The organism is Clostridium rhizosphaerae (assembly GCF_016765585.1).
In the GTDB taxonomy this organism is placed as follows: domain Bacteria; phylum Bacillota; class Clostridia; order Clostridiales; family Clostridiaceae; genus Clostridium_AT; species Clostridium_AT rhizosphaerae.
In genome coordinates, this window is record NZ_JAESWC010000009.1 from 227,352 (window position 1) to 250,535 (window position 23,184).

Consider the following 23,184-nt stretch of genomic DNA (forward strand, 5'->3'; position numbering starts at 1 on the left):
ATTATATATAGGTTCTGAGGAAGTTTTTTCTCAGAACCTATAACTAAAAGCCTATAAAATAAGGGGGGCTCAAAGATGGCAGAACTGCAGGCCAACATAAATAATAATCCTGCACCAAAAAGCAGTCTATGGAAGAAAATAAAAAAGGATTTTAAGATAAATAAGTATGTATATTTAATGGCTGTCCCTATGATTGTATTTTTCATACTGTTCAGCTATATTCCAATGTATGGAGTAATAATAGCTTTTAAAAACTTTAGTCCCAAGCTTGGTATTTTGGGAAGTCCATGGGTAGGCCTTAAGTATTTTGAAAACTTTTTTCACAGCATGTATTTTGCAAGAACAGTTAAAAATACAGCTCTTTTAAGTTTTTATTCTCTTTTGTGGGGTTTTCCTGCAGCAGTTATACTTGCACTTTTATTAAATGAAATTAGAAGAGAGAAATTTAAACGTGCAGTTCAAACTGTTACCTATCTTCCTCACTTTATTTCCTTAGTTGTTATTTGCGGTATGATTGTAGACTTTACTTCTACAGATGGTTTAATTAATTCGATACTAGCAGGTTTTGGAATTGAGCCTGTAAACTTGCTTACGAAGCCTGAATGGTTCAGAACCATTTATATAAGTTCAGGGGTATGGCAGAGCATTGGCTGGGACAGCATAATTTATCTTGCAGCACTTTCCGGCATTGATCCTACTTTGTATGAAGCAGCGACAGTGGATGGCGCTGGGAGATGGAAGCAGCTTATTAATGTAACCCTGCCAGGTATAGCGCCTACTATAGTAATTATGCTCATACTAAATATAGGCGGCTTAATGAGTGTAGGCTCAGAAAAGATTATTCTTTTATACAACCCTATGACCTGGGAAACTTCGGACGTTATTTCAAGCTATGTTTACAGAAAAGGACTTATTGGTTCAGATTACAGCTTTAGTACAGCTGTAGGGCTTTTGGAATCGGCTATAGGCTTTACACTACTTATGGCTGCTAACAAGTTCAGTAAAAAGATATCTGAAACTAGCTTATGGTGAGGTGATAGTATGTTGAAAAAATTAAGCAGAGGAGAACGTGCCTTTGATATATTTAACACTATATTTTTAGTAGTTTTCATGATTGTTTGTATATATCCATTATTATATGTCTTGTTTGCATCATTGAGCGATCCTTATAAATTGATGCAGCACAGAGGCCTTTTGTTAAAGCCTCTTGGGCTTACCTTAAATGGATATGCGCTTGTATTTAAAAACCCAAGCATAATGACAGGTTTTTTAAATACTTTATTTTATGTTGTAGTTGGAACAGGTTTAAATTTGCTTCTAACCTGTATGTCTGCCTATGTACTTTCTAGGAAAAACCTACTATTAGGAAAGCCTTTAATGCTTATGGTTACTATTACAATGTTTTTTAGCGGTGGGTTAATTCCTTTTTACCTTCAGGTGCAAAGACTTGGACTTATAGATTCAAGATGGGCAATAATACTTCCTTCGGCCTTATCTGTTTGGAATCTTATTGTAATGAGGACAGCCTTTAAAAGCATACCTGAAAGTCTTATAGAATCTGCTAAGATTGATGGAGCAAATGATTTTACTATTCTGTTTAGAATAATAATACCTGTTTCGAAGGCAACCTTAGCTGTAATAGCTTTATTTTGCGCTGTAGGCATGTGGAATTCATGGTTTAATGCTATGATTTTCTTAAGAGACAGAAGCAAATATCCTCTTCAGCTTATACTTAGGGAAATCTTAATATCAAATGATACAAGAGAAATGATGAATCTTCCAAAGGGTTCTGCTCAATTTATAAAGGCTGATGCGTATAAGACCTTAATCAAATACAGCACTGTTATTGTTTCAACTATTCCTATATTATGCGTATATCCCTTCCTGCAAAAGTATTTTGTTAAGGGAGTTATGATAGGTTCAATAAAAGAATAGAGAAAAGAGGATATACTATGAAGCTGTTAAGACGAATTGCGATGATGCTAGCTTCCTGCTTTGTGATTACAGGCAGTATGTCAGGCTGTAAGAGCAGCGCTTCTAAGGGGGATGAGGAAATGAGATATGAATATAAAAATATTATTGACGTAGCAGGAGTTCCTTCAAAGGTAGAACCTGATGACAACTATGAAATAAATCCTTTTTCTGATATGGGTGCTTGGCAGGCGTATCACCTACCCTCTAAAAAGGATAAGGAGTACTACGGCGGCTTTACAGGCCCCTTATATATAGCTGAGGAATACGGAAAATGGCTCAGCAAGTCCTTTAATCTTATTAGGATATATAATGCAGCAGATGAAAGGGAAATTAAACTTTCGGACTGCAAAAATATAGATATTGCATACTATCCAGGTATTCTTGTTCAAAGCTATGATATGGATAATTTTAAGCTGACTTTAGAATTAAGGTTTGTTACAAACAGGACAGCTTTAATTACAACAATAATTAAAAATAATTCTAAAAAGGACTTAAGCTTAAAGCTTAATTGGAAAGGAGAGCTTTTAAAAAGCGATACAGCAAGACTTGATTCCTTTGTTAAGGGAGTTACAGCTAAGCTTAACAACCCTAAAGAAGCAGAATATGAAATAAGATATCCCTTTGAAGTGAGTACTAAGATAACGGAAAAAAGCTATGTCATATCTTTAAAGGACCCAGTAGTTATCAAACCTAACAAGGAATATGTGTTAAATACAACTAATTCCTATACTTTTACAAAGGAAGAGAGAAGCAGCGAAGATAAAAAGCTTGGAGATATCTTAAAAAATACTTCCACATATATTAAGGAAAATAGTGATAGATGGAATAATTATCTTAAGGCAGCATTAAAGGAAGGAAAAGAAAAATATAATGTTGCTGCTGTAAAGGCTGTGGAAACCCTTATAACCAATTGGAGAAGTCCTGCAGGAGCTATAAAAAAAGATGGTATTATTCCTTCCATGTCTTATGTATGGTTTAACGGGATGTGGGCATGGGATTCATGGAAGCATGCGGCAGCAGCTACAAGCTTTGCACCGGAGCTTGCTAAAAATAATATAAAAGCAATGTTTGACTATCAAAGACAAGACGGAATGATTGTTGATGCTATATTTTACAATAAGGACGGAGACAACTGGAATGAGAGAAATTCAAAGCCGCCTCTTGCAGCTTGGGCTGTTTGGAGGGTTTATGAAGAAACTAAGGATGATAAGTTTTTAGAGGAAATGTATCCTAAGCTTATAAGCTATCACAACTGGTGGTACAGCTGCAGGGATAATGATAAAAACGGTATTGCAGAGTATGGTGGTACTATAGATTCTAAAAATAACAGCCCTGAAGAAATTTTAAAGGCTGCTGCATGGGAAAGCGGCATGGATAATGCAGTGAGATTTGATAAGGATTACGGTATAAGCATTCTCGAAAATAAGGATGAGGAAGGAAAGGCTTTAGGGTACTCCATAAGCCAGGAATCCGTTGACTTAAATTCTTATCTTTTTGCAGAGAAAAAGCTTTTATCTAAAATAGCTGCTATTCTTAATAAGCAAGAAGACAGCAGCAAATATGAAAAGGAAGCAGAGTATGTAAAGAAATTTATTCAGAAGAATATGTTTGACAGTGAAAAAGGCCTTTTCTTTGATATTGATATTAAAACTAAAAAGCCATTAACAAACAGAGGTATGGGACCTGAAGGATTAATTCCTCTGTGGGCTGGAGCTACTTCTAAGGAGCAGGCTGAAGCAGTTAAAAACAACGTAATGGATTTAGCTAAATTTAATAGTAAGGTTCCTATTCCCACAGCTTCAAAGGATAATGAGAGATATAATCCTGTGAAATATTGGAGAGGCCCTGTTTGGCTTGATCAGGCATATTTTGCAATTGAAGGCTTAAAGCTTTATGGTTATGAAAGAGAAGCAGAAGAGCTTTCTAAAAAAATATTAGACAATGCTGAAGGGGTTAATGAAAAAGGCAAGACTATTAGAGAAAATTATAATCCTGAAAGTGGAGAAGGACTTCACTGCACCAATTTCAGCTGGTCTGCAGGAATGGTTTATTTGCTTTATAAAGAGTATATTTAAGTAAATTGTATATTAAAAATCAATGTGTTATGATTACAAATAAGGAATAAGTTTCATGGAAGGCGGGGAGAAGTCCTAAATGGCTACAATTAAAGAAATAGCTGAAAAGGCAGGAGTATCTATTGCAACTGTCTCAAGAGTTTTAAATTACGATGAGTCACTAAATGTATCGGATGCCACAAGAAAAAGAATATTTGAGGTTGCTCAGGAGCTTGAATATGTTACTACAAAGGAAAGAAAAAGTAAGAAAGCGGCTTATGAGGTCTGCATTATTAAAGGATATTCAGAAAAGGAAGAATTAGAGGATACCTATTACTTATCTATAAGACTTTCTATTGAAAAGTGCTTAAAGGAAGAAAATATAGATTATATAGTTATTTCTAAGGATAAGCTTATAGATGAAAGACTTAAGACTATAGACGGAATATTGGCTGTAGGCATTTTTTCTTCTAAAGAGGTTGAAATGCTTAAGAATATAAACCATAATATAGTATTTGTTGACAGCGATCCAGAGGATGAGGATTTTGATTGTGTAGTAATTAGTATGAGAAGAGTAGTTAAAAAGGTGCTTGATCACTTTATAGTCTCAGGTCATAAAGAGATAGGCTATATAGGTGGAATTGATAGCTTTGACGAGGCCAGTCAAAAACTTACGGATTACAGGGAACGATGGTTTAGGGAATACATGAAGGAAATGGGGCTTTTAAATGAAAGTTTTATTAGAATAGGAAGCTTCACTCCTGCCAGTGGTTATGAACTTATGAAGGATATTTTAAGCACGAATAAGTATCCTGATGCTTTTTTTATAGCTAACGATTCTATGGCCATAGGAGCCTATAGGGCTGTTATGGAAAAGGGACTTAGTATTCCTGGGGATATAAGCATAATAGGCTGTAACGATATATCAACAGCTCAGTTTATAGTACCTCCTTTAAGCACTGTAAAGATTTATATAGATTTAATGGGAGAAACTTCTGTTGAACTTTTGCTTGAGAGGGTTAAATTTGAAAGGAAGATAAGTAAAAAAATTGTGCTTCCAACTAAACTTATAATTAGAGAAAGCTGCAAAAAAAGTCCTGAAGAGTATTAACTTTTCAGGACTAAGTTTTTAAAACAGAGGAGCTTTAGCCTCAGGTTTGATATTTCTATAAATAAAGTTATTAATTTGATTTACCGTTGTTCTGTTGTCAGGTTTTAAAGTTAAATACCAAATGCCTCTGATAACCTCACCTTTGCAGTAGCCGTCTAAAGGGAATCTTTCCTGTTCAACAGCTCTAAGGTTTTGTGTAAGTACAGAGCTTCCAAGCTTTATAATTTCACTCTTTGTAAGACTTGTTTCTATCATAGGAAATATTTCTGAAGCTAAAGAAGTATATTTTAATAATCCAGTACTTTGAATTTTTTTAAACAGTTCATTTAATACTATTCTCTGTCTTGAGGTTCTTTCAAAATCACCGTGGCCTACGCTTCTGATTCGGCAGTAGGCAACGGCTTGAATGCCTTTTAAATTTTGAATTCCAGCCTCTTTTACAAGATGAGGCCTTTTGTTTTGAAGGTCTGCAGCTTCTTTTATTCTGTAATTTAACTCCTTTACTTCATAGTCTTTGACTTCTACAGCAACTCCTCCAAGTACATCAATTACCTTTTCAAGATTGAAGAAATCAACTGCGGCATAATCTCTTATATTAAGGTTAAAATTTTCATTAAGAGTTCTGATTGCAAGCTGAGGGCCGCCATAGGCATAGGCATCTCCGATTTTTCCGCGGCCATGGCCGTAAATTTTAACATAGGTATCTCTCATAACAGAAGAAAGCTTAATTTTATTATTTTTAAAATCTAACGTAACTATAATTATTGAATCTGAATGAGGTGCATCATATTTTGCTCTTCCAACGTCTGTACCATATAGTGCTATATTTATTATATCGCTCCTATTTTCAGGCAAAGGAAGCTGTTCTGCCTCAGTCTTTGGTGAAGGGATAGTTTCTAAACTAGATGGAGTAAACTGAAAATCATCCTGGCTCGGAGAAGGTTCGGTCCTAATTCCAAGGTCTTCATCTGTTTTTGAAATCCTTACATTTTTTATTTTATTAAGCTGAGAATAAGCGTATATGCTGGCTGTGGTTGCAGAAGCTATAAATAGTATAATAAATATGTATAAAAACTTTTTAAAAGTTTTAGTATGTTTTCTTTCCATCTTATACCCCCTTATATTTATAAAAATTATTAGCGGATATTGTTTTTCTATTATTTATATTTCCCGCTTCAAGGATACAAAATGCCGGGGGTTGTTGGATGCAGTGGAACAAAATTCTATATAAAAATATAAAGTGAATTTTGTAAATCTTTTTATTTGTGATATTATTTATAGTAATGATATTTTGGAAAAATATATAAATATGAAAATATATAAATATTTATATATTTTTTATTTAAACTCAATTTGATTAGTATAAACAATTTAAAGCATAGGAGGAATCTCATGGACAGCATACAGAAGCTAATAGATACAAAAGAAAAGTCTAACCAAGGCGGAGGAGAGCAGAAGATAGAAGCTCAACATAATCTAAATAAGCTTACGGCAAGAGAAAGAGTAGAAACTGTTATTGACAAAGGCTCCTTCATTGAAGTCGGTTCCTTAGAAGGGAAAAACGGCGGCGGCGTTATAACTGGCTATGGAACTGTAAATGGAAGATTAACATACGTATTTAGTCAGGATTATACTTCCAGTGGAGGAAGTATTAACTTAATAAACAGCAATAAGATATGCAGGATAATGGATATGGCTTTAAAGATGGGAGCGCCTATTATCGAAATTTATGATTCTGTAGGAGCAGATATATCTGAGGGAGTTGAAGTCTTAGGAGCCTATGGAAAGATAATTAGGAAAAATGCTGAACTTTCAGGTGCCGTACCTCAAATAGCAGTTATAGCCGGAGCCTGTACTGGAACAGCAGCTATAAGTGCAGCAATGAGTGACTTTACCATAATGGTTGAACACAGCGGGGAGCTTTACATAAATTCTCCAGATAAAATTGCTGAAGTGGAAGAGAATTACGTTAATATTAACATGTATGGAGATGCTGTAAGCGGAAGTAAGAATGGAACAGCTCAGCTTACTGCAAAGGATGATAAAGAGGCCCTAGAGGTTGCTAGAAGACTCATTGATTATCTGCCTTCAAATACTTTAGAACTTTCTTTAAATACTAATGCTGATGAATTAAGTGTTCCAGAAAGTGCTTTAGATGAGATATCAAAAGAAAAAAATTATGATATATATGAAATTTTAAATTATATAGGCGATAAAGACAGCCTAATAGAAATAAACGGAAATCATATGAAAGAAGTCTTAACAGGGCTTATGAAGCTGAATGGTATTACTATTGGAGTTATGGCTACAGATAAAATTGAAAATAATGAAGGCATATGCATTAAGGCTGTAGATAAGCTTACAAGGTTTGCAAAGCTTTGTAGTTCTTATAATCTTCCAATATTAAGTATAGTAGACACAAAAGGCTTTAGAATTGCTTTAGATGAAGAAAGAAACGGCTTGGCGTTATCAGCTTCAAAACTTTTGTTTACACTTTCTGAAGCAAAGGTACCAAAGGTTTCTTTAATAATAGGAGATGCCTTTGGAAGTGCATATATAACCTTAGCCAGTAAGGAAGCTGCTTTTGATATTACATACGCTTGGCCTAGTGCAAGAATTTCAATAGGAGAGCCTGAAGCTGTAATTAAGAGTATATATAAGGAAGAAATTTTAAGTTCAGATAAACCGAAGGATAAGGAGAAAGAAATAATCGAAAAATACGGTGATGAATTTACGAATCCATATTTAGCTGCAGAAAAGGGTATTATAGACGATATAATCCTGCCTTCCGAATCAAGAATAAGATTATTTGCTGTAATTGATATGCTTCAAAGTAAAAGAGTGATAAGCTATCCTAAAAAGCATGGAAGTATTTTTATATAGGGAGGTTGAAGGTAATAATGGTTAGTTTTTTTAGCAGTTCAACTGGTATAGCTGTTTTAGCAATTGCAGCATTTGTGGTTATTTACTTTTTAGGACCGAATCGTAAAGAAACTGATATTAGTGACAATGTAAATGATGAACAGATAGCGGTATCAAAAATAAGCACAGTACGTGAAGAAGAAAACAGACAGGAAGATTTAGAGGTTGTTGCGGTTGTTATGGGAGCTTTATCCGCTTATCTAGATACACCTGTATCAAAGCTTAGAATAAAGAGTATAAAAAGAGTTGAACAAAACGTTCCTGTATGGAGGTCAAAGCCCTAAATGGGCTTTGACGGGCAGATTGCGAGCGAGAGCGAGTGATCTAAGCTGCCCAGTGGGCGGAGCCAAAGCCCTAAATGGGCTTTGACGGGCAGATTGCGAGCGAGAGCGAGTGATCTAAGCTGCCCAGTGGGCGGAGCCAAAGCCCTAAATGGGCTTTGACGGGCAGATTGCGAGCGAGAGCGAGTGATCTAAGCTGCCCAGTGGGCGGAGCCAAAGCCCTAAATGGGCTTTGACGGGCAGATTGCGAGCGAGAGCGAGTGATCTAAGCTGCCCAGTGGGCGGAGCCAAAGCCCTAAATGGGCTTTGACGGGCAGATTGCGAGCGAGAACGAGTGATCTAAGCTGCCCAGTGGGCGGAGCCAAAGCCCTAAATGGGCTTTGACGAGCAGATTGCGAGCGAGAGCGAGTGATTTAGACTGCCCAGTGTTCGAGAGAAAGGAGAAGAGAAATTAAAATGAAGAAATATTATGTAACTGTTAATGGAAATAGATATGAGGTTGAGGTTGAAGAGGTAATGGGGAATTTTGAGCCAGTACAGCCGCAGATAACAGAGTCTAAAGCTTTAAAGACAGAAGTTAAGCAGCAAGAAATCAAAAAAGAAACACCTAAAGCAGCGCCTAAGGCAGTACCAGAAGGGGGCACAAAAATAAATGCTCCAATGCCAGGTACAATAGTTGGAGTTAATATAAAAGAAGGAGACAAAATTAACAAGGGAGATTTATTATTTGTTCTTGAAGCCATGAAAATGGAAAATGAAATTGTTTCACCAGTTGATGGAACAGTTGTAAGTGTTCAAGTTTCAAAAGGGCAGAGTGTTAATACCGAGGATTTAATGGCAGTTATAGAATAGAAATATTTTTCTCTTGACAAATTGTTGCCAGGGTTTAAAATTAAAGGCGTGAAAAAAGAGGTGTTAGATATGATTTTAGTTTTAGATGTTGGAAATACAAATATTGTTCTTGGTGTTTATGAAGGAAAGAATCTAATAGCAGACTGGAGACTGGCGACAGATCATAAAAGAACTGCGGATGAGTACGGTGTTCAGGTTATGCAGCTTTTTACTCAGAAAAAGCTTGAGCTTGATAAGGTTGAGGGTGTAATAGTTTCATCAGTAGTGCCTAACATTATGTATACAGTAGAACATATGGTGAGAAAATACTTTAATCAGACTCCCCTTGTAGTAGGCCCTGGCATAAAAACAGGTATAAATATCAAGTATGATAATCCAAAAGAAGTTGGAGCTGACAGAATAGTTAATGCTGTAGCTGCACATGAAACTTATAATAGAGCTCTAATAATCATAGATTTTGGTACAGCAACTACTTTTTGCGCTGTAACTAAAAATGGAGATTATTTAGGAGGGACAATTTGCCCAGGTATAAAAATATCGGCAGAGGCATTATTTGAAAAAGCAGCAAAGCTTCCTAGAGTTGAACTTGTCAAAACTCCGGGAGTTATTTGTAAAAATACTGTTACAAGCATGCAGGCCGGAATATTATATGGCTATACAGGTTCTGTTGATTATATAGTAGAAAAGATGAAAAAAGAAATGCAGGACTATGGAGAGAGCGAGCCGCTTGTTATTGCTACAGGAGGACTTGCAACTTTAATAAGCAAGGATTCAAAGCATATTGATAAGGTTGTTCCTTATTTAACTTTGGAGGGACTAAGAATTATTTATGATAAGAATAAAGAACAGGTGAGTTAATGAAGATCGGAAATCTTGAATTTAATAATAATGTGTTTCTGGCACCTATGGCAGGAGTTACAGATATAGCCTTTAGGGGGCTCTGCGTTGAGATGGGCTGCGGTCTTTCATATACTGAAATGGTTAGTGCCAAGGGACTTTATTATAAAAGCGATAACACAGAACAAATGCTAAGGGTTTCAGAAGAAGAAAAGCCTGTGGCAGTGCAGATTTTTGGAAATGATCCTTATATAATGGCTAAGGCCTGTGATTATTTTAATGATAATGATGACATATGTTTAATTGATATAAACATGGGGTGTCCAGTACCTAAGGTTGTAAAAAATGGTGAAGGCTCTGCACTTATGAGAAATCCTAAGCTTGCAGCTGAAATTGTCAGAGAAGTTAAAAAAGCTTCAAAAAAGCCCGTTACTGTAAAATTCAGGAAGGGTTTTAATGACAGAGAAATAAACGCTGTAGATTTTGCAAAGGAAATGGAACAAGCAGGAGCATGTGCTGTTGCTGTTCATGGAAGAACCCGAGAGCAGATGTATGAAGGGAAGGCAGATTGGGATATAATAAGACAAGTAAAAGAAAGTGTAAGTATTCCTGTTATAGGAAATGGTGATATTTTTTCTGCAGAGGCTGCTGTGCTGATTAGTAATTACACAAAGTGTGACGGCATTATGATAGCAAGAGGCGCTCAAGGGAATCCATGGATTTTTAGAGAAGTAACTCAGGCTTTGAGAGGGGAAGAAGTCACTTACCCTTCAGATCTTGAAAAAATAGATTTGGGTATAAGACACTTGAGCTTAGCGGTACGATATCATGGAGAACTTAAAGCAGTAAGAGAAATGAGAAAGCACATTGGCTGGTATATAAAAGGAATGAAAAATTGTACAGATATTAAAAATGAAGTTAATGCTGAAAAAACTGCACAAGGTGTAAAAGATATATTAAATAGATATAGAAATATACTGTAATTTTTAAAATATGTATGAATATAATAGCATTGTAAATAATTATTAGAGGTTCATAATGAAGCCTGTTATATATGTAAGTACCGACTTAAACAAGGCATATTATGATGACAGCTTTCTTGGTAGGATTAAGGATAGGTTTAGAATAAGGTTAAAAGGAGAGAGTTTTATAAAAGAGCTTGATTTAACTGTTGCTCATGTAAAACTCCCTCCTAATTTTAATAATAAAGCTTACCTTGGCAATATGGAGAAAGCTAAGAGTTTCATAAGGAAGCAAAGTGTGGAGCTTGCTCCAAAAACAGCTAGAAATTTGGATTTTAATATTTTAAATGAATTCCAAAGAAAACTTTTCGCTTATGGAGTAGTTAACAGTGTAAAAATACTCCTTAGAATAAGTCAAAAAAGTATTAAAACTTCCTGTATTGTTATTTATGATGCCGCAGACAAAGAACTTTATAATATAGTCTGCGAGCTTGCCAAGGAATGCAAATATTTTATACTGGTTTCAAAGGACATAAAAAGAACAAGAACCTTAAGTGACTACATAATAGCCAATTATGGCATATCCCCTGTTGTAACAGCTGATTATGATTATGCTGTAAGAGAAGCAGATTTTATAATAAGCTCAATGGAAATTGAAGCTAAGATACCAGTATGGTACATAAATAATTTGTTTATTCCAGATAATACATCCACAGTAATAAATGACGTAAGCTTTGCTGTGCCATGGGATATAAATAATCTGGAATTTGGCTGTGAAGTGTTGGGAGCTATTTTAAATCAGATGCAGGAGAGAGATGTAGAGAAAGCACTTAGGTATAATGGAATTTATTTAGATAAGGTTAAGTTTAATGAAAAAGTTATAGAAATGTAGAAGGCAAAATTGCTAGTTGTTGACATTATGAAAATGCTGTTTTATAATATGTACTTAATGAATTAGCTTGTTTAGCTTACATGAATTATTGGGTAAGGGAATTATGATTATATTTTAGAAGGGGAGAAAGAAATGAGTGATTCAAAAAAGTTTTTAATGACATATGAAGGTGTAAAAAAGTTAGAGGAAGAATTAGAATATCTTAAAACAATAAAAAGAGTTGATATAAAAGAAAAAATAAAGGTTGCACGTTCTTTTGGGGACTTAAGCGAAAATGCTGAGTATGATGAAGCTAAAAATGAACAAGCTTTTGTTGAAGGTAGGATTGCTCAGCTTGAAAATATGCTTAAAAATGCAACTGTAGTTGATGAGTCTGAAATTCCTAGAGATAAGGTTAGCGTAGGTTCTATTGTTAAGGTTAAGGATTTTGAATTTGATGAAGAAATGGAGCTTTCTATTGTTGGTTCTGCAGAAGCTGATCCTATGGAAAATAAAATTTCTAATGAATCACCAGTTGGAAATGCGCTTATAGGAAAAAAGGTAGGGGATGTAGTAGAAGTTCCAGTACCAGATGGAGTAAATAAGTACGAAATACTTGGAATAAGAACAGCTTAAACAAACGAAGTGGAGGAAAGATAAATGGCTAATGATGAATTAAATGTTCAGCAGCAGGAAGCTAAGTATAATGAGCAGGTAACGCTTAGAAGACAAAAGCTTGCTGATCTTCAAGCACAGGGGAAGGATCCATTTGATGTTTATAAGGTTAATAGAACTCATACATCACAGGAAGTTAAAGATAACTTTGAAAGTTTAGAAAACCAAACTGTTACTGTTGCAGGAAGACTTATGTCTAAGAGAGTACAGGGTAAGGCTGGCTTTTCACACATTCAAGACAGATTCGGAAGACTTCAAATGTATATAAAGATTGATGATGTTGGAGAAGAAAAGCTAAAGGAATTTAAAACTTTAGATTTAGGAGACTGGATTAGTGTAACAGGTTTTGTATTCAAAACTAAAACAGAAGAAATTTCAGTACATATTAAGGATTTCCAGTTAATATCCAAGTCATTGAAGCCGCTTCCAGATAAGTGGCATGGTCTTAAAGACCCAGACCTTAGATATAGACAAAGAGAAGTTGATCTTATAATGAATGAAAATGTAAGAGAGACTTTTATTAAGAGAACTCAAATTATTAGATATGTAAGAGAGTTTTTAGACAATAGAGGATATCTTGAGGCTGAAACTCCAATACTTTCACCTATTGCTGGCGGAGCAGCTGCTAGACCATTTACTACTCATCATAACGCTCTTGATATAGATATGTATCTTAGAATAGCTACAGAGCTATATTTAAAGAGACTTATCGTAGGCGGCTTTGAAAAAGTTTATGATATGGGCAAGAACTTTAGAAATGAAGGTATAGATATAAGACATAATCCAGAGTTTACTATGATAGAATTATACGAAGCTTATGCTGACTACAATGATATGATGGAACTTATGGAAAACCTTGTAGCTTACGTTTGTCAAAAGGTTAACGGAACTACAAAGATAACTTACCAAGATACAGAGATAGATTTAACTCCACCATGGAGAAGATTATCAATGGTGGATGCAGTTAAAGAATATGCCGACATAGACTTTACTACAATTAAAACTGATGAAGAAGCTCAGGCTATTGCTAAAGAAAAGCATCTTGAGTTTAAGAAAGAAATTAAGGACTGCACAAAGGCAGATGTATTAAATGGATTGTTTGAAGAATATGCAGAACATCATTTAATTCAACCTACTTTCTTAATTGATTATCCAGTTGAGATTTCACCTCTTACTAAGAAAAAGAGAGGAAACGCAGACTTTACTGAAAGGTTTGAAGGATTCATCTTTGGAAGAGAAGTATGTAATGCTTATTCAGAGCTTAATGATCCAATAGTTCAAAGAGATAGATTTGAGCAGCAGGCTAAGGAAAGAGAGCTTGGAGACGATGAAGCTTATATGATAGATGAGGAATTTATGAGTGCTCTTGAAACAGGGATGCCTCCAACAGGCGGACTTGGAATAGGCATAGACAGAATAGTAATGTTCTTAACAGATGCTATTTCTATAAGAGACGTATTATTATTCCCAACAATGAAACCAATAGATAATAAATAATTAATAATTAATAATCGATAAAGCGGTTGGCTTAGGCTGACCGCTTTATTTTTTAAAACTCATGATTCGAGTTACTTCGACAAGCATAGTGTAGTAAAATGAATTTTGCATGTATACTCTTACTGGTATGTGGAATAAAGTTACAATAAATGAGATTATTGGAGGAGAAATGAATAATACAATTAAGTCATCAACAATACCTTACTTCAAACGATTAAAAACGAAGATAACCGTATTATTTTTTATTATATCATTAATTATGATTAGTCTGCTTTCAAGTGCTTTGTATTTAATAAACTATAATATAACGACTAAAGGTCTTGTTCAAAGAGCTTCAGATATTTCAAAAAATACACTTGGATATATTGATGTTAAAGAGTTTCAGAAGCTAAAAATAAAAGAAGATGAACAAAAAGATTCCTATAAAAAGATGAGAGAAAGTCTTAGCGCTATTAGGGAGTTCAGTGGTGCAAAATATGTTTTTACAATGAGGAGAAATGAGGATGGAAAGTTCTCTTATGTTGTTGATGGATCTAAGGAAGAAGGTATGTCTCATATTGGAGATATAGAAGATATCAATAACAGATATGAAACTGCTTGGAATGGGAATATATATACTGATAAGAAAATAAGGGATGAGGGAAAGTGGGGAATACTTATAAGCTCCTACTATCCTATAAAAGAAAATGACAAGGTGATAGGTTTTGTTGGTATAGATTATGATGCAGAAGACACATATCTAGCTTTACATAAGTTTAGACTTACAGCTATACTTATATCTCTTGGAATAAGTTTAATTATAGCATTTTGCGGATATCTTGTTGCAAGTTACGTCTCTAAACCAATAATAGAGATAGCCGGTATTGCAGAAAGTGTTGCTTCAAATGACTTGAATGTACGAAAGTTGAAAATAAGAGATAATGATGAACTGGGAACTTTATCTAAGTCATTTAACCTAATGATTGATAATATTAGAAAAATGATTAATAAAATGCAACGGACATCAGATGAATTAGTACAAGCCTCGAAAATTATAGGACTTTCAACTCAAGAAATCGCATCTTCTAGTGAAGGAATTACAAGTCAAGTTCAACAGATTGCAGCAGGAGGCACTGTACAGGCTGACGAGGCATCTAAAAGCTACGATTTAGTAAGTAATTTATCAACTAAAATTGAAGATATGAATGAAAGATTGGATATTACGTCTAATAATACAACAAATATGCAGGATGCAAATAGGCAAGGAACAATTGCTATTAGTAGTCTTGAAAATAATTTTGATAGGTATCTAGGAACAGCTCTAGAAGTAGCTTCAAAGGTAGAAGAACTTCACTTATCTTCAAAATCAATAGTTAGTATTTTAACAACAATTAATTCAATCGCTGAGCAGACTAATCTTCTAGCTTTAAATGCTGCCATCGAAGCTGCCAGAGCAGGAGAGCATGGAAAAGGCTTTGCAGTTGTATCAGAAGAAATAAGAAAATTAGCAGAGCAGGCAGCATTTTCTACTAAGGAAATTCAAGGTATAGTGGACAAAATTTCAAAGGATGTTTTAAATATAAGCAACCTTACTGTTGAATCTAAGGATTTGATATTTTATGTAAAGGATGCAATAGATAAATCAAAGGAGTCATTAACTAATATAGAAGTATCAGCGACAGATACAGTAAATGAGATAAATAACCTGGACAATGATATAAAATACATTGAGACCTTAAAAGAAAGAGTTTTAAAGTCTGTTCAAGATATGGCTGCTATTGCACAGGAGTCTGCTGCTGGAACTGAGGAAATCAGTGCTTCTTCGGAAGAACAGTCGGCATCAATAGAAGAGGTTCTATCTTCTATTGATAGCTTAAATGAAATGATAGAAGAATTAAACGATATGATTAAAGAATATAAGTTATAAACAAAAGCTCTATAATAAGTAACTCTTTTATTATATAAACATACTATATAGAAGGACAAGCAAAGTTGTTTATAAGGAGGCAGTTATATATGAGCTATGGTTTTGGATTTGTTGAGAATGTTCAAGATAACTTAGGACAAACTGTTAGTATATTCACTACAAGTGGTGGACAATCTGGTTCAGGTTTTACTGGAGTTTTAGCTAATGCAAATAATGATTTTGTAAGATTAGTTAATCAAATAGGTCAGGGACCAGGATGTGCTCTTGGAAATTGTTGTGACAGTTTTGGCGGGCATGATGGATATAATGAGGCAGGAATGAATTGCGGTAGAAATATGTTAGGAACAGTGGTTGATATTCCATATAACAGGATGGCAGCCTTTGTCCATAATGCTGTAGGTTCACACTGGTAAAAATAAAAACTTCCTCTGAGACTAAACAGAGGAAGTTTTTTATTCTCAATAATGTTGTAAAACTATCCGCTGTAGAAGTCAAATGAAAATTATTTTCAATTATTTTATTATAGATACTTGACAAAAGTAATTATAATGATGTATTATAGTTACATAAGATAACTAAGTAACTATAAGTTATGATATGTGATGTATAAAAACTATTTAAATTACTATTACTATAAATGTACAAGTGCTTAGTTGAAAAAATAGAAAAGAGCATAAAGGAGAAGATAAAAATGTCAAAAATACTATATATTACTGCAAACCCAAAAGCTAAGGAGCAATCTTTCAGCTTAACTCTAGGAGAGGCTTTTTTAAACACTTATAAGGAATTAAATCCTAATGATGAAATTGTTAATGTAGATGTATATGATATGGAAGTTCCACTTATAGATGAAGTTGTTTTTAGTGCCTGGGGTAAATTTGGTCAAGGACTTTCCTTTGGTGAATTAACCTCAGAAGAACAGCACAAGGTATCAGTTATGAACGAAATATTAGAGCAGTTCTTATCTGCTGATAAATATGTTTTGGTTACACCTCTTTGGAACTTTTCTGTTCCTCCAATGATGAAGGCTTATATTGATAATATATGTATTGCAGGCAAAACCTTCAAGTATACAGAAAATGGTCCAGTGGGATTATTAGGAGGTAAAAAGGCTGTTCATATTCAGGCAAGAGGAGGAATATATTCTGAAGGTCCCGCAGCTGCTGTTGAAATGGGAGATAAATATATAAATGCCGTTTTAAATTTTATAGGCATTACTGATAAAGAATCTGTAATAGTTGAAGGAATGGCCGCAGCTCCAGATAAGTCAGAGAATATAAAGAATGATGGAATAGCAAGAGCTAAGGAAGCGGCTAAGAGATTTTAGGGGAGATGAGAATATGGTACCTTCAATATTTGTTTGTCACGGAGGACCAACTCTTGCAATAGAGGATAATCAATACACAAGCTTTTTAAAAAACTTGGGCAAGAGTATTAAACCAAAGGCAATAGTCATTTTTACAGCACATTTTGAAGAAGAAATTACTACTATATCTTCTGTAGAAGGCACTTATGATATGATTTATGATTTTTATGGTTTTCCTAAAGAGCTTTATTCAATGAAGTATCCTGCAAATGGATCACCAGAATTAGCTTCAAAACTTCAAGGAATGCTTAAAAATTATAATATAGAAAGTAAGTTTGATACTAAGAGAGGCTTAGATCATGGTGCTTGGGTTATCCTTCACCTGATGTATCCTGAGGCTGATATTCCAGTTGTACAGATTTCTGTAAATCCATATCTTTCAATGGAAAGGCAGTACGAAATAGGAGAAGCAATTAATAAGCTTAAAGAGGAAGATATCCTTGTTATAGGAAGCGGCTCTACAGTTCACAATTTGAGAACTATAAACTGGGAGGCTGTAAGGCCTGAAAAATGGGCTGAGGAGTTTGACAATTGGCTTATTGATAAAATAGAGAAAAATGATTTAGAGTTATTATTTAAATATAGGGAACTTGCACCAAACGCAGAGAGGGCTGTTCCAAGAGAAGAGCATTTGGTTCCTCTATTTATAGCTATGGGAAGTGGACAGGAAGGTAAACTGCCAAAGCTTCTTCATAAAAGCTATGAATTTGGTACTTTAAGTTATATTTGTTTTGAGTTTTAGCAATTAATAAAAGCAGCTAGTGTGATACTGGCTGCTTTTGTTAATGTTAAAAATAAAGTTATACTTTTATTAGAGGCAAGTTAACATTTATTGTTGTTCCAACTCCGGTTTTGCTATTTATAGTTACTCCATATTCAAGGCCGTAAAGCATTTTAATTCTATCATCAACATTTCTGATGCCTATTCCGGTAAAGTGTTCGCCTTTTGATGGAATGGAGGAATAAAGTTCTGATATTTGTTTTTCCTCCATTCCTGTTCCGTTATCAATAATTTCACAGAATAAACTATTGTTTTTTTCGGAAATAAAAACATGGATTCGACCATCATTGCCATCGGTAAATGCATGAAAGAAAGCATTTTCTATAAAGGGCTGAAGAATGAGTTTTGGCAGCTTATACTTAATGCACTGCGGCATTACATGAAAACTTGTTTTAATATTATCACCATATCTCATTTCATTAATAAAAACATAATGTTTAAGATTATCAATTTCCTGTTCAACAGTTATGGTTTCACTTGTGTTACTAATAGTATTTTGTAGCAATGAAATAAAAGCATCTATTGTTTCACTTGTATTCTCCTTATCTCCTTTAAAAACAAGAAATTTAATTGAGGCTAAGGTATTATAAATGAAATGTGGATTAATCTGCATTTGAAGAGCTGCTAATTCTGCTTGACGCTGCTTTTTTTGAGCTATAAGAAGCTTTTCTACATATTCGTTAATATCATCTAGCATAATATTATAAGATTTACTCAGCTGTTCTATTTCATAACCACCCTGAAGGTCTATATGATTTTTGAAGTTTCCTTCTGCTACCTTTGACATTTGCTTTACCAATATTCTTAGAGGTTTAGTAGTTTTTCTGGTAATAAAAAATAAAACAATAACAGAAATTAAGATTATAAGAGCGCATATAACAGTAATTTCATTGATATTATACATATCGTCCAAAGCTGTTTTTGTATCAACGCGGTTAATTAAGTAAAGATTATAAATAGGCATATAACGAGACATTACAGTATAATCACTGTTATTTGATTTTATATTTATATATTTAACTGTTTCATTATCTATCGTTTTAGCCGCATCAAGCAGGCTGGCATCTTTCTTGCCTATTAAACCCTTATTATTTGAGGAAACAATAGTACCATCATAGGACATTAGAAAAATATCGTTGCCTTTTGTGGGAAAGTTAGAATAAAACTTACTAAATACATTTTCATTTATTAGTATATACAGTATTCCAAACTGCTCATTTGTATTTTTGTCCTGCAATACCTTTGTAGCTATAATAACGTTATTATTTTCTGTTGAACTTGTAAAGCCTGAACTTCTGTATTGATATAAAAGTCTGTCAGGATTTTCTAAAGCATATCTTGTTATTTTGTCGTTTCTTATATCATCTTTAGATGAAGTTATTAAAGCTGAACTTCTTGTATAGGTATAGTTATTGGTTCCTAAAACTACAAAATCAATGTTTACAGGGTCTAAAACTGCATCAAGAGGTTTTAGATGCTGTTTCATATTATATATTGTTGTTGCTTGCTCTATAGTGCTTCCAGAGTTATTAGTAAGAAACCTTCTAAATGCCCAACTATTATTAACAGTATTCATTACAGTAATAAGCTTGTCATTTAAATCAGCAGAACTATCCTGTATTTGTCTTAGAATTTTATTGTTTGTTATTGTAAAATTACCAATAAAAAGCTTTCGTGATATATTCATTACAGAAAAAGCAGTAATGGCAGAAATAGCTATGCTGCTGATAAGGATAATCAAGGTTAATTTGAAAAATAAACTTAGAGATTTAAATCTGTTAATTAATTTATTCATAAGTGCCTCTTTTATTGCTTATAATATTTTTTCTGAATTTACTTGGAGTTACTTTTGTAAATTTCTTAAATACCTTGCAAAAGTAACTGTGATCTGAATAACCCACAAGATAACTTACTTCAGAAACAGGGATATCCTCATTTTTTAAAAGTTCAAGTGCCTTTTCAACACGAACCTTGTTAAGATAATCACTAAAACCTTCAGTTATGTGAGAACTAAAATAAGAAGAAAGGTAATAGTAATTAAAATGAAATTTATCTGCAATATCTTTTAGTGACAGCTGTTCATTATAATGACTTGAAATATATTGAGTAATTTTACTTATTATTTCATCGTTAATTGGAAGCTCTTTGCTATTTAAGGCTTCTGTTATATCTTCTTTAATCTTTTCAAGTAAATTTAAAAGTTCATCAGCATATTTTGAATCATCGATTTTTTGAAAATACTCTATTTTTGAACGGCTAATTTCTTCTATATCAAAGTTAAGTTCGTCTAAGATATTTAATATGTTGTAAAATGCATTTTGAAATAGAGTCTTTAATTCAAACTCTTCTGCGCTGCATTGAGTTATGCAATTCTCAATGTATTGTTTCAAGTAATTTAGAGCTGAAGCTATATTTAATGAATAGAGCATTTCAGAATAATACTTGAAATCGAATTTTTGCTTATACCTTTTATTAGAAAGTTTATGCTGCATTATGAGAACTTCATTCTTTAAGAAAAATTTATAGTCTAATAGTAATTTAAAATTATAATAAATATCTTTAAGATTAGTTAAGAAAGTAAAGATGCTGCTTACAGCAAAATATATATCTGGGAAGTCGTGGATAAGGGCTGCAAGCATATTATCTAAGCACTTTAAAATTTGAGAATAATCTTTATTATTAAAGTTAATTAAAATTACAAAGAAATCTTTTGTTGTATCTAGTTCATAAAAAGTAAAGTTATTTAAGGCGAGTTTTATTCTCTTTAAAAGTAAATGCTTTAACCTTGAAATATTTTCGGAATCTTTACCACATATTTTTTTAATATCTGTGCCTAGAAGCAGAAAGCTATCACAAGGGAAAGCTTCGGAAACCTCAGAGGGTGTAAGGCTGTATGCAAATCCAGAAACGAGTTTATTTAACTCGTTTACAATATTAGGCTTAATTCCATTTGTTGAAATAGTTAGGTTTGGAATATTTAAGGCTATATTTTTCAGAAGCATAAGCATCTCATCAGGATTAAGCTTTGGCTTTAGTATATAATCGTTTACGCCAAGTTTAAAGGTTCCTTTTACATAGTTAAAGTCACTATAGCCGCTTAGAATTACTATTTGTATTTGCGGATAATTTTCTTTAACAAACTTTACAAGCTCTAGTCCATCCATAACCGGCATAACTATATCAGAAAGAATTATATGAGGCGTAAGAGTCTCAATTAAGCCTAAGGCTTCTTTTCCATTAGAAGCTTCTCCAACTATGGTAAAGCCCTCTTTTTCCCAATCTACAAGGTGCTTTATTCCTTGTCTTAGCAGATACTCATCATCTACTATTAAAATTTTGCACAAGTTGTCCAATAATATCAGATCCTTTTAGATTAATAGTTTATAATTAAAGTTGACATTAAATTTTGTATGATTAAACAAATAATAGTTATGATTATTATAATAATTATAAATTAAAGCTTAATAATATGCAATTATAGCAAAAACTATAACATAAATGAAAAGGTATACAAAAATATTTCTATAATCTTAAAAAAGTACAAATTTATAAAACGACATTACAAAAACTATATTAAAATTAAACAAATTGATATAAATATATTCTTATAAAATTTTTAAAATATTAGCTACAATATATTTAGAAACAATGTAAAGCGTTTCAAAAAAGATTTTTAGAGGGGGAAAATAAAAATGAACTCAAAAAAAATAATGGCGCTTGCGCTAACTGCAGTTATGACTTTAGGACTCGCAGCTTGCGGAAAAACCACAGCTGATAATACCAAGGCTCCTGCAGATGGAGGAAAAAAGAAACTAGTAATTTGGGCATGGGACGGATCTTTTAATATAGTTGCTGCTAATGAGGCAAAAGCAATATATCAAAAAGAAAATAAAGATGTGGATGTAGAAGTAGTAGAAATGGCACAAAATGATATAGTACAAAAGTTAAATACTAACCTAAGTGCAAATTCTACAGAAGGGTTGCCTAATATAGTTTTAGTAGAAGATTATAGAGCACAAAACTTTTTAAATTCATATCCTGATGCTTTTAAGGATATTTCAGGTAAAGTAAATAATTCAGACTTTATGGATTATAAAATTAAGCCTAACAGCCTAAGTGGAAAATTATATGGACTTCCTTTTGACAGCGGAGTAACAGCTTTATTTTATAGAACCGATTTAATTGAGCAGGCTGGCTACAAGAAAGAGGATATGAACAATTTAACATGGGACAAATTTATTGAGATTGGTAAAGCAGTTAAAGCTAAGACTGGAAAGCAAATGCTTACACTAGACCCAAGTGATTTAGGTCTTATAAGAGTTATGCTTCAATCAGCTGGAAAGTGGTATGTTAAAGATGATGGAAAAACTGTAGATCTTGCTGATAACCAGGCACTTAAAGAGTCTATAAAGACTTGGAAGGCTCTTATGGATTCTGGTATTGTAAAGCCGATTACAGGATGGGATAACTTTGTTGGAGCATTCCAAAAGGGTGATGTTGCATCTGTTCCTACAGGCTGCTGGATTTCAAGTTCTGTTATGAAAGCACAAGATCAAAGTGGAAAATGGGCTGTAACTGCAATTCCTAGATTAAGTACAGTATCAAGTTCAGTAAACGCTTCTAACCTTGGAGGTTCAAGCTGGTATGTATTAAACAAGGTTGGAGATTCAAACTTAGCAGCAGACTTCCTTGCTAAAACTTTTGGAAGCAGCAAGGATCTTATGAATACACTATCACAAAAAATTAATCTTGTAAGTACATTAAAGGCTGCTTCAAGTACTGACAATTACAATAAAGCAGTGGATTTCTATGGTGGACAAAAAGTATTACAAGACTTTGCAACCTGGTCATCAAAAATACCTTCTGTTAACTACGGAACAAGCACTTACAATATAGAAGACATTTTATCAGGTGCAGTACAAAATATAGTTAGCAAAAATGCAGACATGGATGCATCTCTCAAAGATGCACAAAAACAAGCTGAAGCTGCAGTAGCTAATCACTAAGCATAAGTTTTAAGGTAAATCGCTATTTGTATTCCGAACGTTATCAAATAGCGATTTACTAATTAAATCATCTAGATATGTTTAATTGC

20 protein-coding genes are annotated in these 23,184 nt (G+C 33.6%); 17 read left to right on the forward strand and 3 right to left on the reverse strand.

The annotated features are described in order from the left end of the window. Positions 1–75: 75 nt before the first annotated feature. From JK636_RS15105 to JK636_RS15120, 4 genes are all read left to right on the forward strand, one after another. Positions 76–1,032, forward strand: a complete 957-nt coding sequence (locus JK636_RS15105; RefSeq protein WP_202749844.1) for an ABC transporter permease — start codon at positions 76–78, stop codon at positions 1,030–1,032. Positions 1,033–1,041: 9 nt separating this feature from the next. Next, positions 1,042–1,935, forward strand: coding sequence for a carbohydrate ABC transporter permease (locus tag JK636_RS15110; protein WP_202749845.1), 894 nt, complete (start codon positions 1,042–1,044; stop codon positions 1,933–1,935). 17 nt (positions 1,936–1,952) lie between these two features. Then, the gene (locus JK636_RS15115; protein ID WP_202749846.1) at positions 1,953–4,049 is read left to right on the forward strand and encodes an MGH1-like glycoside hydrolase domain-containing protein; all 2,097 of its coding nucleotides are present in this window, start codon (positions 1,953–1,955) and stop codon (positions 4,047–4,049) included. 79 nt (positions 4,050–4,128) lie between these two features. Continuing rightward, positions 4,129–5,139 carry a LacI family DNA-binding transcriptional regulator gene (locus JK636_RS15120; RefSeq protein WP_202749847.1) on the forward strand — a complete coding sequence of 337 codons (1,011 nt, stop codon included), beginning with the start codon at positions 4,129–4,131 and terminating at the stop codon, positions 5,137–5,139. An 18-nt stretch (positions 5,140–5,157) separates the two neighbouring features. On the opposite strand, the gene JK636_RS15125 is transcribed toward JK636_RS15120, so the two are convergent. Beyond that, entirely contained in the window at positions 5,158–6,246 is a 1,089-nt protein-coding gene (locus JK636_RS15125; protein ID WP_202749848.1) for an LCP family protein, read from the reverse strand. Positions 6,247–6,531: 285 nt separating this feature from the next. On the opposite strand from JK636_RS15125, the gene JK636_RS15130 reads away from it, so the two are divergent. The 12 genes from JK636_RS15130 (at position 6,532) to JK636_RS15185 (ending at position 18,050) form a co-directional block, all read left to right on the forward strand. After that, a complete protein-coding gene (locus tag JK636_RS15130) occupies positions 6,532–8,022 on the forward strand; it encodes an acyl-CoA carboxylase subunit beta (RefSeq protein WP_202749849.1) in 1,491 nt (496 codons plus the stop codon). Positions 8,023–8,039: 17 nt separating this feature from the next. Next, on the forward strand, positions 8,040–8,345 hold the full coding sequence (locus tag JK636_RS15135; RefSeq protein WP_202749850.1) for a hypothetical protein: 306 nt from the start codon (positions 8,040–8,042) through the stop codon (positions 8,343–8,345). A gap of 453 nt (positions 8,346–8,798) precedes the next feature. Continuing rightward, the gene (locus JK636_RS15140) at positions 8,799–9,194 is read left to right on the forward strand and encodes a biotin/lipoyl-containing protein (RefSeq protein ID WP_202749851.1); all 396 of its coding nucleotides are present in this window, start codon (positions 8,799–8,801) and stop codon (positions 9,192–9,194) included. 69 nt (positions 9,195–9,263) lie between these two features. After that, entirely contained in the window at positions 9,264–10,052 is a 789-nt protein-coding gene (locus tag JK636_RS15145) for a type III pantothenate kinase (protein WP_202749852.1), read from the forward strand. Continuing rightward, complete coding sequence (dusB, locus tag JK636_RS15150; protein ID WP_202749853.1) at positions 10,052–11,014, forward strand: tRNA dihydrouridine synthase DusB; 963 nt, start codon at positions 10,052–10,054, stop codon at positions 11,012–11,014. Before JK636_RS15145 ends, dusB begins: the two co-directional genes overlap by 1 nt. A 55-nt stretch (positions 11,015–11,069) precedes the next feature. Next, positions 11,070–11,885: a hypothetical protein gene (locus tag JK636_RS15155; protein WP_202749854.1), complete on the forward strand. Its 816-nt coding sequence runs from the start codon at positions 11,070–11,072 to the stop codon at positions 11,883–11,885. A gap of 132 nt (positions 11,886–12,017) precedes the next feature. Next, the gene (gene greA, locus JK636_RS15160) at positions 12,018–12,500 is read left to right on the forward strand and encodes a transcription elongation factor GreA (RefSeq protein WP_202749855.1); all 483 of its coding nucleotides are present in this window, start codon (positions 12,018–12,020) and stop codon (positions 12,498–12,500) included. A 24-nt stretch (positions 12,501–12,524) separates the two neighbouring features. Then, entirely contained in the window at positions 12,525–14,036 is a 1,512-nt protein-coding gene (lysS, locus tag JK636_RS15165) for a lysine--tRNA ligase (RefSeq protein ID WP_202749856.1), read from the forward strand. A 169-nt stretch (positions 14,037–14,205) separates the two neighbouring features. Beyond that, on the forward strand, positions 14,206–15,942 hold the full coding sequence (locus tag JK636_RS15170; protein ID WP_202749857.1) for a methyl-accepting chemotaxis protein: 1,737 nt from the start codon (positions 14,206–14,208) through the stop codon (positions 15,940–15,942). An 89-nt stretch (positions 15,943–16,031) separates the two neighbouring features. Then, complete coding sequence (locus JK636_RS15175) at positions 16,032–16,355, forward strand: hypothetical protein (RefSeq protein ID WP_202749858.1); 324 nt, start codon at positions 16,032–16,034, stop codon at positions 16,353–16,355. 278 nt (positions 16,356–16,633) lie between these two features. Next, entirely contained in the window at positions 16,634–17,269 is a 636-nt protein-coding gene (locus JK636_RS15180; RefSeq protein WP_202749859.1) for an FMN-dependent NADH-azoreductase, read from the forward strand. Positions 17,270–17,282: 13 nt separating this feature from the next. Then, entirely contained in the window at positions 17,283–18,050 is a 768-nt protein-coding gene (locus tag JK636_RS15185; protein ID WP_202749860.1) for a DODA-type extradiol aromatic ring-opening family dioxygenase, read from the forward strand. Between the two features lie 58 nt (positions 18,051–18,108). Here the strand turns inward: JK636_RS15185 and JK636_RS15190 are convergent, their stop codons facing one another. Beyond that, the gene (locus tag JK636_RS15190; RefSeq protein ID WP_202749861.1) at positions 18,109–19,884 is read right to left on the reverse strand and encodes a sensor histidine kinase; all 1,776 of its coding nucleotides are present in this window, start codon (positions 19,882–19,884) and stop codon (positions 18,109–18,111) included. Next, positions 19,877–21,442 (reverse strand): response regulator transcription factor, encoded by a 1,566-nt coding sequence (locus tag JK636_RS15195; RefSeq protein WP_202749862.1) that lies wholly within the window; start codon positions 21,440–21,442, stop codon positions 19,877–19,879. Before JK636_RS15195 ends, JK636_RS15190 begins: the two co-directional genes overlap by 8 nt. A 339-nt stretch (positions 21,443–21,781) precedes the next feature. On the opposite strand from JK636_RS15195, the gene JK636_RS15200 reads away from it, so the two are divergent. Continuing rightward, positions 21,782–23,095: an ABC transporter substrate-binding protein gene (locus tag JK636_RS15200; protein ID WP_202749863.1), complete on the forward strand. Its 1,314-nt coding sequence runs from the start codon at positions 21,782–21,784 to the stop codon at positions 23,093–23,095. Positions 23,096–23,184 lie beyond the last annotated feature (89 nt).

Excerpts from the sequence above, each read along its gene's own strand:
- JK636_RS15115 (WP_202749846.1), top strand. The coding sequence starts at position 1,953 with ATGAAGCTGTTAAGACGAATTGCGATGATGCTAGCTTCCTGCTTTGTG.
- JK636_RS15110 (WP_202749845.1), top strand. The coding sequence starts at position 1,042 with ATGTTGAAAAAATTAAGCAGAGGAGAACGTGCCTTTGATATATTTAAC.
- JK636_RS15130 (WP_202749849.1), top strand. The coding sequence starts at position 6,532 with ATGGACAGCATACAGAAGCTAATAGATACAAAAGAAAAGTCTAACCAA.
- JK636_RS15120 (WP_202749847.1), top strand. The coding sequence starts at position 4,129 with ATGGCTACAATTAAAGAAATAGCTGAAAAGGCAGGAGTATCTATTGCA.
- JK636_RS15170 (WP_202749857.1), top strand. The coding sequence starts at position 14,206 with ATGAATAATACAATTAAGTCATCAACAATACCTTACTTCAAACGATTA.
- JK636_RS15135 (WP_202749850.1), top strand. The coding sequence starts at position 8,040 with ATGGTTAGTTTTTTTAGCAGTTCAACTGGTATAGCTGTTTTAGCAATT.
- JK636_RS15125 (WP_202749848.1), bottom strand. The coding sequence starts at position 6,246 with ATGGAAAGAAAACATACTAAAACTTTTAAAAAGTTTTTATACATATTT.
- JK636_RS15175 (WP_202749858.1), top strand. The coding sequence starts at position 16,032 with ATGAGCTATGGTTTTGGATTTGTTGAGAATGTTCAAGATAACTTAGGA.
- JK636_RS15155 (WP_202749854.1), top strand. The coding sequence starts at position 11,070 with ATGAAGCCTGTTATATATGTAAGTACCGACTTAAACAAGGCATATTAT.
- JK636_RS15185 (WP_202749860.1), top strand. The coding sequence starts at position 17,283 with ATGGTACCTTCAATATTTGTTTGTCACGGAGGACCAACTCTTGCAATA.
- JK636_RS15190 (WP_202749861.1), bottom strand. The coding sequence starts at position 19,884 with ATGAATAAATTAATTAACAGATTTAAATCTCTAAGTTTATTTTTCAAA.
- dusB (WP_202749853.1), top strand. The coding sequence starts at position 10,052 with ATGAAGATCGGAAATCTTGAATTTAATAATAATGTGTTTCTGGCACCT.
- JK636_RS15145 (WP_202749852.1), top strand. The coding sequence starts at position 9,264 with ATGATTTTAGTTTTAGATGTTGGAAATACAAATATTGTTCTTGGTGTT.
- JK636_RS15200 (WP_202749863.1), top strand. The coding sequence starts at position 21,782 with ATGAACTCAAAAAAAATAATGGCGCTTGCGCTAACTGCAGTTATGACT.
- JK636_RS15180 (WP_202749859.1), top strand. The coding sequence starts at position 16,634 with ATGTCAAAAATACTATATATTACTGCAAACCCAAAAGCTAAGGAGCAA.
- JK636_RS15140 (WP_202749851.1), top strand. The coding sequence starts at position 8,799 with ATGAAGAAATATTATGTAACTGTTAATGGAAATAGATATGAGGTTGAG.
- lysS (WP_202749856.1), top strand. The coding sequence starts at position 12,525 with ATGGCTAATGATGAATTAAATGTTCAGCAGCAGGAAGCTAAGTATAAT.
- greA (WP_202749855.1), top strand. The coding sequence starts at position 12,018 with ATGAGTGATTCAAAAAAGTTTTTAATGACATATGAAGGTGTAAAAAAG.
- JK636_RS15105 (WP_202749844.1), top strand. The coding sequence starts at position 76 with ATGGCAGAACTGCAGGCCAACATAAATAATAATCCTGCACCAAAAAGC.